The organism is Thiohalophilus sp. (assembly GCF_034521165.1).
In the GTDB taxonomy this organism is placed as follows: domain Bacteria; phylum Pseudomonadota; class Gammaproteobacteria; order UBA6429; family Thiohalophilaceae; genus Thiohalophilus.
In genome coordinates this window covers 183,888-193,730 of sequence record NZ_JAXHMV010000012.1, presented here as the reverse complement: position 1 = coordinate 193,730, position 9,843 = coordinate 183,888, and the positions used below count along the sequence as shown (strand labels likewise).

The 9,843-nt window shown below is 58.7% G+C and carries 14 protein-coding genes, 1 tRNA gene and 1 pseudogene; 11 read left to right on the top strand and 5 right to left on the bottom strand.

What is annotated here, in order from left to right:
• A partial coding sequence (locus U5K34_RS12090) for a hypothetical protein (protein ID WP_322568651.1) occupies nucleotides 1-361 on the bottom strand: 361 nt, incomplete at its 3' end.
• Here U5K34_RS12090 and U5K34_RS12085 point away from each other — a divergent pair.
• The 8 genes and pseudogenes from U5K34_RS12085 (at nucleotide 348) to U5K34_RS16200 (ending at nucleotide 4,567) form a co-directional block, all read left to right on the top strand.
• Complete coding sequence (locus U5K34_RS12085) at nucleotides 348-575, top strand: hypothetical protein (protein ID WP_322568650.1); 228 nt, start codon at nucleotides 348-350, stop codon at nucleotides 573-575. The two genes, U5K34_RS12090 and U5K34_RS12085, sit on opposite strands and share 14 nt — an antisense overlap.
• On the top strand, nucleotides 547-828 hold the full coding sequence (locus tag U5K34_RS12080) for a hypothetical protein (protein WP_322568649.1): 282 nt from the start codon (nucleotides 547-549) through the stop codon (nucleotides 826-828). The genes U5K34_RS12085 and U5K34_RS12080 overlap by 29 nt, the downstream gene beginning before the upstream one ends.
• Nucleotides 821-1,003 (top strand): hypothetical protein, encoded by a 183-nt coding sequence (locus tag U5K34_RS12075; protein ID WP_322568648.1) that lies wholly within the window; start codon nucleotides 821-823, stop codon nucleotides 1,001-1,003. Before U5K34_RS12080 ends, U5K34_RS12075 begins: the two co-directional genes overlap by 8 nt.
• Nucleotides 993-1,229, top strand: a complete 237-nt coding sequence (locus U5K34_RS12070) for a hypothetical protein (RefSeq protein WP_322568647.1) — start codon at nucleotides 993-995, stop codon at nucleotides 1,227-1,229. The genes U5K34_RS12075 and U5K34_RS12070 overlap by 11 nt, the downstream gene beginning before the upstream one ends.
• The gene (locus U5K34_RS12065) at nucleotides 1,222-2,916 is read left to right on the top strand and encodes a ParB/RepB/Spo0J family partition protein (RefSeq protein ID WP_322568646.1); all 1,695 of its coding nucleotides are present in this window, start codon (nucleotides 1,222-1,224) and stop codon (nucleotides 2,914-2,916) included. The genes U5K34_RS12070 and U5K34_RS12065 overlap by 8 nt, the downstream gene beginning before the upstream one ends.
• Nucleotides 2,917-3,104: 188 nt before the next feature.
• A complete protein-coding gene (locus tag U5K34_RS12060) occupies nucleotides 3,105-3,629 on the top strand; it encodes a glycoside hydrolase family 108 protein (RefSeq protein ID WP_322568645.1) in 525 nt (174 codons plus the stop codon).
• A 232-nt stretch (nucleotides 3,630-3,861) separates the two neighbouring features.
• Nucleotides 3,862-4,005: a hypothetical protein gene (locus tag U5K34_RS12055; protein ID WP_322568644.1), complete on the top strand. Its 144-nt coding sequence runs from the start codon at nucleotides 3,862-3,864 to the stop codon at nucleotides 4,003-4,005.
• A gap of 17 nt (nucleotides 4,006-4,022) precedes the next feature.
• Nucleotides 4,023-4,567, top strand: a pseudogene (locus U5K34_RS16200) (single-stranded DNA-binding protein).
• A 273-nt stretch (nucleotides 4,568-4,840) separates the two neighbouring features.
• Here U5K34_RS16200 and U5K34_RS12045 read toward each other — a convergent pair.
• A complete protein-coding gene (locus U5K34_RS12045; protein ID WP_322568643.1) occupies nucleotides 4,841-5,071 on the bottom strand; it encodes a hypothetical protein in 231 nt (76 codons plus the stop codon).
• Here U5K34_RS12045 and U5K34_RS16195 point away from each other — a divergent pair.
• From U5K34_RS16195 to U5K34_RS12035, 3 genes are read left to right on the top strand one after another with little or no spacing between them, the layout of a single operon-like run.
• Entirely contained in the window at nucleotides 4,973-5,341 is a 369-nt protein-coding gene (locus U5K34_RS16195) for a DUF4224 domain-containing protein (RefSeq protein ID WP_416224090.1), read from the top strand. The genes U5K34_RS12045 and U5K34_RS16195 overlap by 99 nt on opposite strands.
• Nucleotides 5,239-6,171: a tyrosine-type recombinase/integrase gene (locus tag U5K34_RS12040; RefSeq protein ID WP_322568642.1), complete on the top strand. Its 933-nt coding sequence runs from the start codon at nucleotides 5,239-5,241 to the stop codon at nucleotides 6,169-6,171. Before U5K34_RS16195 ends, U5K34_RS12040 begins: the two co-directional genes overlap by 103 nt.
• Nucleotides 6,172-6,801: a DUF4224 domain-containing protein gene (locus tag U5K34_RS12035; RefSeq protein ID WP_322568641.1), complete on the top strand. Its 630-nt coding sequence runs from the start codon at nucleotides 6,172-6,174 to the stop codon at nucleotides 6,799-6,801. It begins immediately after the preceding gene.
• A gap of 62 nt (nucleotides 6,802-6,863) precedes the next feature.
• Here the strand turns inward: U5K34_RS12035 and U5K34_RS12030 are convergent.
• The 3 genes from U5K34_RS12030 to U5K34_RS12020 all read right to left on the bottom strand — a co-directional run bounded on the left by U5K34_RS12030 (nucleotide 6,864) and on the right by U5K34_RS12020 (nucleotide 9,740).
• Nucleotides 6,864-6,939, bottom strand: a tRNA-Asn gene (locus U5K34_RS12030).
• Nucleotides 6,940-7,669: 730 nt separating this feature from the next.
• The gene (gene galU, locus U5K34_RS12025) at nucleotides 7,670-8,560 is read right to left on the bottom strand and encodes a UTP--glucose-1-phosphate uridylyltransferase GalU (protein ID WP_322568640.1); all 891 of its coding nucleotides are present in this window, start codon (nucleotides 8,558-8,560) and stop codon (nucleotides 7,670-7,672) included.
• An 886-nt stretch (nucleotides 8,561-9,446) separates the two neighbouring features.
• Entirely contained in the window at nucleotides 9,447-9,740 is a 294-nt protein-coding gene (locus U5K34_RS12020; protein ID WP_322568639.1) for a helix-hairpin-helix domain-containing protein, read from the bottom strand.
• Between the last annotated feature and the right edge of the window lie 103 nt (nucleotides 9,741-9,843).

Genomic DNA, 9,843 nt, shown 5'->3' with positions numbered 1-9,843 from the left:
AGGAAACACCCGCGCAAAGTGTGTCCGCAATTTCACAGCCGCCTGGATCGACGGTGTCGGCATCGCCGGGCCCAGCCTGTTTGGCTGCCAGGCCTCCGCGCCGCGCATGGCCAGCCACTATCACCAGCTGACGCCCAAGCTGGATGTGATGCGCAAGGCCTTGCCCAACAAGAGCCAGGCCGATGCCATCTTTGCCGCTGCCATGGCCTGTTTTTTCAACGCGGCCGAGGGCGAAAAGCTGCTCAAGAAGGCCGGCTGCGAATCCTTCGGCCACATCGCCACGGTGCTCGACCGCCGCCGCCGCGCCATCCTCGCCACCCTGCTGATCGACTTTCAGGGCTGGCGAAATGACCGCCGCCATCAACGCCGCCGGCAACTTTACCCGCCGCCCGGAGCTGGGCAGCGGCTACCGCTCTGCGCGTGGCGAGCTTGTCATTGTCGCCGCCAGCTGGGTGGGCGGCGTTGTCTTCCTGGGCGGCGGCATTGCCACAGCCCGCGAACTGCTGGACCACTACCAACCCGACCCAACCCATGGAGGATCATGCCATGAGCAATGTGCATTACATCTCACCTGAACCCGATCGCCGCGCTTACGAAGCGATGAAGAACATCACCAACCTCAAGCGCTACCGCAACGAGCGCGAACGGATGGACCACATGAAAGACCGGCTCAGCCAGGCCGTCATGCGCGAGTATGCCGAGCAGCCGGTTGTGCCGGTCATCGTCTTCGCCATCAACGCCGGCCACGCCGTGCTGGAAAGCGGCGGCGACTTCAATGACGCGCTGGCTGCGGCCAGGCAATACGCGGAGACACATCGCCATGGATAACGCCATCTACATCGGCCTGGCACTGCTGGGCATCGGCTGCGTGGTGGTCATCGCGCTCACGCTCAACATGATCGCCATGGTCAGCATCGCCGAAGACGACGACGCGCCACTCGGTTACGAAGCCGGCGACCCCACCGACACCATCACCCAGGAGGAAAGCCACCGTGTCACCTGACGACGTATTGCTAAACCCAAACCAGCTGCAGCAGCTGCGCGGTGACGACATCACCATTAAAGGCATCACCTTTATTCGCGCTGTCGACATCGTTGCGCGCAGTCCCGCTGTATTCAAACCCGCCCGGCACGGCAACACACCCTTGTATGCCCTGCCCGGCGGCGGCCGCGCCACCGAGCGCGAAATCATCAACCTGTTAACACCCGGAGACTCACACCATGCCTGAACTCAACCTGCAGCCCGGCGAACTGGGCAACATCCCGCTCAAGATGATCGACCCGGACCCGGAACAGCCGCGCAAAACCTTTGACGAGGATTACCTTGAACAGCTGGCCGCCTCCATCAAAGTCGACGGCGTCATCCAGCCTGTCGTGGTGCGCCCGCATCCGGAAGACGAAGGCCGCTTCTACCTGGTCGCCGGCGAAAACCGCTGGCGCGCCAGTAAGCTGGCCAACAAGCGCACCATCCCCGGCGTGCTGCGCAAGGTCGACGGCCTCAGCAAGCTGTTAATCCAGCTCAAAGAAAACCACCAGCGCAAAGACCTCAACGCCATCGAGTGGGCCGGCGTGCTGCGCACCATGAACAAAGTGCACGGCCTCAAGCAAGCCGATATCGAAAAGAAGCTCAAGGAGGCCGGCGTTGGCCAGTTCGGCCGGGCCTACATATCCAACCTGATCCGCCTGCTGGAGCTGCCCGAATGGGCCCAGGACCTGATCCGGTACGGCCGGCTGACCGCCGCGCACGGCAAATACCTGCTGCCCGCCATGGCCAGCGACACGGTGATCGAAGAGCTGCGCGAAGAGCTGACCGACTATGAAGAAGACGCACCGTCCACCACCGAGCTGCAGCGCAAAGTCTTCATCACGTTCGCACGCGAACACATCGACCTGAACAGCTACAAAACCGACTTCGACTATCGCAAAAAATGCGTGGCCACCGGCTGCCAGAAGATGCGCAAACTCAGTAACGGTTACCAGGACACCACCTTCTGTCTCGACCAGGCCTGCCACGCCATCCTGCAGGCCGAGGCCGTCAACGAGCAGCAGCACGAATGCGACCAGCGGCAAGAACGTGGGTACGAATCCGACGCCGGCGAAGACGCCGGCCCGCGCGAGATCACCGTCAGCGACGACAACCGCGTCAACGTCGACGAACATCAGCTGGAGTTCTTTCGCGACTTCCGGCCGCTGGTCCGGGCCGACTTCGACGTGCGCACCTGCGACGGCTGCAAACACCGCCACATGGCCGTCGAGGGCGACGACACCGAAGACCCGGACATCATAGACAGCTGCTTTATGGTGAGCTGCTTTCTCGAAAAAGAAAACACCGCCAAACGTGCCGGGCGGTTGCTGAATAACTGGCTGACTCACGCCATCGGCCGGCACGTTGCAAGTAATCCGTCGCTTATCTTCGGGCTAATCGCCTGGTCTGCAGCAGGTTGCCCGGATGGCGTCACCCGCGACATCGATGACAAGGAGTGTATCGACTTTGGCGGATACCTCTTCGAGCCCGAATATGACGAGGATGTAGAAAAAGTCCTCTTCAAATCCAACCTGCTCTCGCTCGACCAATTCCTCCATGCAGGTGACGAGCAATTCGCCGAACTGGCCAAATACATCGTGCATGAAATGCCGGCGCATCAGCGCGTTGATCTTGCGGGTCGCTTCAAGATCAGCATCGATGACTATCGCATCGACGAACAGTACCTGGCCGAACACGACGAAGCCGAAATCAAGGCCCTGTTTGATCAGGAGGATATCAAGCCCGGCACCTTCGCCGAGCTCGAAAACGCCTGCAACGAAGGCGCACTCGACCAGTTCGCCCTGGAACACCGCGACCTGGTTGGCGTGCCTGCAGCCATCCGCTTTGCGCGCCAAAAGCTCAGCAAAACCGACAGCGACGATGACGACTGACGACGAACAAAACGACATCCGCCGAAGTCGCCTAACTCGCGCATCCCTGCCCGGCGTTTCCCAAGAAACAGCCGGGCAGCACGCCAGGCGACTGCGAAACCTGCGGCCACTGGGACGCCGCCCTCATCGAGGGCATGTGCCAGGAGTGCCGCAACCGTTACCACGTAACACCCATCAGGGAGACAATCATGCCACAAGACATCATGCCGCTGGCCATGGCCTGGGTCATCAAGACCGAAGGCGGCTACGTCAACGACCCGCAAGACCCGGGCGGCGAAACAAAGTACGGCATCAGCCGCCGCGCCCACCCGGGCATCGACATCAAAAACCTCACCGTCGACGAAGCCACCGAGCTCTACCGCATCGACTACTGGGACGCCTACCGTTGCGGCGAACTGCCGCCGGCCTTCGGCCTGTTCCTGTTCGATTCCGTGGTGCAGCACCGCCCGGGCGATGCCGTCAAGATCCTGCAGCGGGCAATCGGTACAACCGTGGACGGTGACATCGGGCCCAAGACCATCGCCGCAACCCATGCTGCTGGTGAATATCACCTTGGCCTCGCCTTCGCCGAACGTGCCGAGTACTCACCACGATCATCACCAGTAGCAACGGACAACTTTCGAGCGATTCATCACCGGCTGGTTCCGTCGCCTGTTCGAGCTGCACGCCTTCATCTACGAGCAGTCCCTGCACGACGAAGCCCCATCACGTGAACAACTCGCCGCCGCATTCGGCAAATACACCGCCGGTTATCGCCCGCGCCAGGAAGGCTGGACCCGCCTCGATGACGACGCCTACCAGTGGGCCAACGGCATAGCACAGGAGGAAATGGCCTGATGAAACAGCCAACACACTACCGCAAACGCAACATCATCCGCAGCGCCGACGGTGACACAGTCTGCAAATCCGTCAACGAAGCCAAGCGCGCCTCTCGCCAGCTGCACAATGGAAGCCGATCAGGCCCTTGGCCGAGGCACGCTGCGCGTCGTCAACAAATTGCCCGTGCTCCAGGAAGAAAAATCCAGCGAGCATGTCGGGGTAGCTGACAGCGCCAATTTTTACTGGACACCCGAGGTGAGCAATGGCTAGAAGCTTCCAACAGATAGATCATCCTGGGCAACCTCGGCAAAGATCCCGAGCTTCGCTACACGCCCAACGGTACCGCCGTGGCCACCCTCACCGTTGCCACCACCGACACCTGGAAAGACAAACAAACCGGCGACTGGCGCGAAGATACCGAATGGCACCGCGTCATCCCTCTGGCGCCGCCTGGCCGAGATCGCCCGGCGAATACCTGCGTAAAGGCCGCCAGGTCCACATTGTGGGCAAAAAGAAAACCCGCTCATATCAGGACAAGGACACCGGTGAGACCAAATACATCACCGAGATTGTCGCCAGCGACCTGCAGATCCTCGGTGGCAAAGGCAACGACACACCCGACGACGTGCCGGTGCACCAGTCCCAGGAAAGCGCCTGCAACACCTATGATAACGACGTGCCGGTATGCAGGTACATATTGCGAATCTATAAACAGAACGGCGTATCGACGATAAGAGCGATTATTTGCGGTCGCTCGCCGAAGATCATGGCGCCATCGTCGCAGAGGTGTATGCGCTGGCCGAAGCTACTTGCGTCCGGAAGAAGATTTTGATGGCCTGGTAACCTATAGTGGAGGATATCGGATCATGACCGAGAACCTATGCACCCGGAACACGCCAGATGATCCACGACAAGTTCGGTCGACGCCTGGCCGGACACTGACGAGCCAGCGCCCCGCTTCCGTTTCTCCGATGCGGTTCGCGAGGCTGTACTCAGACGACACCGACAACTGGGAGATCTATTACTACTCCTCGCAACAACTGGGATCTGCCCGGCGAGCGCGTCTACATGCACAGCCGCAACGTCGCTCTCGGACCAGAGCGAGTTACCTTCTATCCGTTTCAAAATGGCGAATGGCCGGCGAGTTGCCATATTGCAATGAAGTGCCAAATTTTATATTCACCACCGGCTCTATTGATTTTCTCAAAGATCCGGAGCGGAGATACAAGCCAGCGCCATGAGCCTTTTCCTCACCAAAGCCGACATCGCCTACCTCACCGGATACCAGCGCCCCAGCTGCCAGATCCGCTGGCTGCGCGAACAAGGCATCCGCCATTTTGTCGCGCCGACGGTCACCCAAGGGTCGCGCGTAGCCAGATCGAAGAGCCCGCCGGCGCCAGTCAGTCTCACTGTACAGAGCCGGACTTTTCCAGTCTGCGAAAAATGGGGTAATCTCCCATGGCAATGGGAAAAAGAGAACGCACCGCAAAGACCTGCCGCAACGTGTCTACCAGAAGCACGGCGCCTATTCTTGTCGATCGGAGCAACAAATGGCACAAGCTCGGCAAGAGCCTGCACGAGGCCCTGCAGGCCTACGCCGACATGAACCACGCCACAGGTCCGATCACCACCCTCGGCCACGTCATGGACCGCTACCGGCGCGAGATCCTGCCAAGCAAGGCCGTCTCGACCCAGAAAACCCAGGCCCGGGAAATCGGCACGCTGCGCCAGGTGTTTGGACACATGCGCCCGGACGATGTCACGCCGCAGCACATCTACACCTACCTGGACCAGCGCCCGCCTATCAAAGGCAACCGGGAAAAGTCCCTGCTCTCGCACATATACAGCAGCGCCATTCGCTGGGGCGCCGCCGCCGACAACCCTTGCCGCCTGGTCAAACGTAACCCGGAAAAGCCCCGCACCCGCTACGTGACCGACCAGGAATACCTCGCCATCCGCGACATCATGCCCGCAGCCGTACAGCTGGCCATGGACCTGGCTATCGCCACAGGCCTGCGCCAGGGCGACATCCTGAGCCTCACCCTCGCCAACTGGTCAGACGACGGCCTCACCGTCAAAACCGGCAAGACCGGCAAAACCCTCATCTACCAGCGCACCGCCGAACTGGCCGCCATCATCGAACAGTGCAAAAAACTCCCCAGCCGCATCAGCACCCTCTACCTCATCCACAACCGCCACGGCCAGCCCTACACCGGCGACGGCTTTCGCGCCATCTGGCAACGACGCATGCGCCAGGCCGTCGCTGACGGCCTGATCACCGAACGCTACACCTTCCACGACCTCCGCGCCAAAGCAGGCTCAGAAAGCGACGACGACCGCCTCCTAGGCCACCAGAACCCGGCCACACTCCACCGCGTCTACAAACGCGCACCAGTGCGAGTAACGCCAATACACAGAAAAAATAATGGTAAATAGATGACTAGCGCCCTTTTATCCGAACAAGAGCTGGTAGAACTCACTGGCGAGTGCACCGTGCCAGAACAGGTAAGCGCCCTGTTGGCCATGGATATCCATTTTTTTATTAATCGACACGGCGATCCAAGGGTATCGAGGGCTGCCGCAAACAGGCCACGGAAACCACAAAGCATGCCGGATTGCTACAGCCAGCAAATTGCAGAAAAAATCAAGGCTGACGAAATGGCATATACAAAGCGCATGGACGCCATCCGGCTGGCCACTGCAGCTGAAGCCGAGCCGCTCGAAGTGACACCTAATAATTTTAAGTGGGAATATTCACCGCCGCCAATAGCGCCAGACGCGCCGCGGATATTGAAAGACACCGCTCATCACTCAAGGAAAAGAAAAAAACACATAAAGCTGGCAACGCCCGGCTGGGCTGATAAGGCTGAAATCAGGAAGGTTTATCGAAAAGCTAAGACCATGACAGACAGGGCACGCCGTTCAGGCAAGAAAGCCTGCTACGTCGTCGATCACGTCATCCCTATCACAAACGAGCTCGTCTGCGGCCTGCACGTCCAAGACAACCTGCGGATAATCACGGCACGACAAAACGGCATCAAGCACAATAAATTTGAGCCAATATAGAGCAGGAATCGCTGCATTTTATTAGACAAAAAGGTTTTTATTAGACAGCGACCCTCTGGAAATGGCTCCCCGGGACGGGCTCGAACCGCCGACCCAGTGATTAACAGTCACTTGCTCTACCAACTGAGCTACCGGGGAACAGGCCGCGTATCTTACTGACCCGGCCCCGACGGGTCAAGTCCGGGTTCTGCAGCTAACTGCCTAAATTTCCGGCAATTTCAGGCCCTTCGGGCAATGACGAGGGATGAGTAATTTAAGCCCCACGGTCGTGCCCCTTCTCCCGGGTCGCGGCTGCGAGCCGCTCCTACAGAATAGGGGCTAGTTTCTAGGTCCTTGGTCCTAGGTCCTTAGCCCCTGCCCGAAGGGCCTGTGGGAAACGATTGATGTACAGGGATGTACTACCCCGGCTCTGTTCCTGACAGAGTTCGGGATACACGCCATCCCTGGCGATAATGTCGCGGAAAGCAGCTTATAACTCGACATTCAGATATTGTAGGAGCGCCTCCGGCGCGAGAGATCACGGGAACAGACAGGCCCATCGCGGTCAAAGCCCGCTCCTGCCAATCAGGCCAATATGATGTAGATTTTCCTCGCCCCTCGTAACTCGTCCCCGTCCTTCGGCGCGACCGATCGTGCCGTCCGGCAAGGCCTATCGCGGCGCAGCCGCTCCTACAAATCTGGTGGATTGCTCTTTCCTCATCCCTCGTCACCCGGCCCGGCCAAGGCCAGAACTGCCAACTGCGACTGCAAACTGCCAACTTCGCTCTTGTAAGGCCCATCGCGGCGTAGCCGCTCCTACAAATCTGGCGGGTTAGGTTGTTTCTTCCTCGTCACTCGTCACTCGTCCCTCGTCACCCGGCCCTGCACATCAGCCCGAAGGGTTGATGTGCTTGACGTAGTCGAGCAGGTAGGCGCGAAAGTCGTCCTTGAGTTCGGGGTGTTTGAGGGCGTATTCGACGGTGGCCTGGAGGTAGCCGAGTTTGCTGCCACAATCGTAACGTTTGCCTTCAAAGGCGTAGGCCAGGACCGGCTGTATCTTGAGCAGAGCGGCGATGGCATCGGTGAGCTGGATTTCACCGCCGGCGCCTTTCTCGGTGCTGGCCAGCAGGTCAAAAATCGGTGGGGTCAGGATATAACGACCGACCACGGCGAGGTTGGACGGGGCCTTGTCGGGGGAAGGTTTTTCGACAATATCCTCGAGCCGGGAGAGACGTTCCTCGATAGCGGTGGATTTGATCACACCGTATTTGGAGGTGTCCTCCACGGGGATCTCCTCGACCCCCAGGATACTGTTGCCGTGGCGTTCGTATTGCTCGACCATCTGCTGCATGCAGGTTTTTCCACCGCCGTCGATGAGATCGTCGGCTAGAATCACGGCGAAGGGGTCCTCCCCCACTACCGGTCTGGCGCACAGAACCGCGTGGCCCAGTCCCAGTGCTTCGGCCTGGCGCAAATAGATGCAGCTGACATGATCGGGGACGATATTGCGGACTACTTCGAGCAGTTTGGTTTTGCCCTTCTCTTCGAGTTCGGTTTCCAGCTCGTAAGCCTTATCAAAATGATCGGGAATTGCCCGCTTGCTGCGACCGTTGATGAAAATCATCTGATCGCAGCCGGCTGAGATCGCTTCTTCCACCGCGTATTGAATCAGCGGCTTGTCGACAACCGGTAACATTTCCTTGGGACTGGCCTTGGTGGCCGGGAGAAAACGGGTACCTAACCCCGCAACGGGAAAAACCGCTTTTTTGATTGGCTTCATGGGCACATTACATCCTGATTTGATTGACGAATAAGATAGCAAACCGGCTTCAATTGGGGCAACTGTAGAAGAGAAAGTTGGCAGTCGCAGTTTGCAGTCGGCAGCTGTAGGAGCGGCTGCGCCGCGATAGGCCTTGCCGGACGGCACGATCGGTCGCGCCGAAGGACGGGGACGAGTTACGAGGGGCGAGGAAAATCTACATCATATTGGCCTGGTTGGCAGGAGCGAGCTTTGACCGCGCTGGGCCTGTCTGTTCCCGGACTCTCGCGCCGGAGGTCGCTCCGACAAGATCTGGATATCGAGTTATAGGGTGCTTTCCTCGTCACTCGTCACTCGTACCTCGACACTGCGTCCTGGAGGACGCCAGGAGCGAGGCTTTGACCGCGCATGGGCCCGTCTGCTTACCGCGTGGTCTACTCGCGCCGGAGGCGCTCCTACAGGTCCTTCAAGCGCTGGCGCGTCTGAAGGACAGGGACGAGGTACGAGTGACGAGGGACGAGGAAAAACAATCCAACCCGCCCGATTTGTAGGAGCGGCTGCGCCGCGATGGGCCTGCCCATTATCGCGATCTATCGCGCCAGAGGCGATCCTGCTCAATCTTCGGTAATATGATCGTTTACTCGTACCTCGTCACTCGTACCTTGATACTGCATCCGAAGGACGCCGGGAGCGGTGTCCGGCGTGGAATCGCCCGATACCGCTTTGCTATATCGGGCCTACGGGCTGCCAACTGAAAACTGTCTACTTCGCTCTTATAGACCGGGGATTGTCACATAGGCTTCGCCAATGTGATCTACGGTTAGATATGGCTGGCAGCAGTAATAGAAAAGGCGCAACCGGGTGGTTGCGCCTTTGTGGTGTCAGGAGAACAGTTCAGGTTTACGATTTATTTTTCGTGATCGAGTTTGGCCTGCTTTGAAGCCAGTTTGAGGTTATCCCGATTTTTGGAAAGAATGCCGGGACCGATACCCTGGACTTTCTGCAGGTCTTCAACTTTCTTGAAGGGACCATGCTGGTTACGGTACTCGACGATGGCCACGGCTTTCTTTTCACCCACACCGTTGATGTTGGTGGCCAGTTCCGTGGCGCTTGCTGTGTTGATATCTACCGGTCCGGCAATGGCGATTCCGGCAAACAGCATGCTGAGAGAGAAAACGAGAGTTTGAATCAGTTTTTTCATGGGTGACTCCTTGTCGATTGGTTGTTCATCGTCCTGACGCGAATAATTATCGTCACTGTACAAAACAGATTCAAGCCGGTGTTTGTAGGAATTTTCGGAAAGT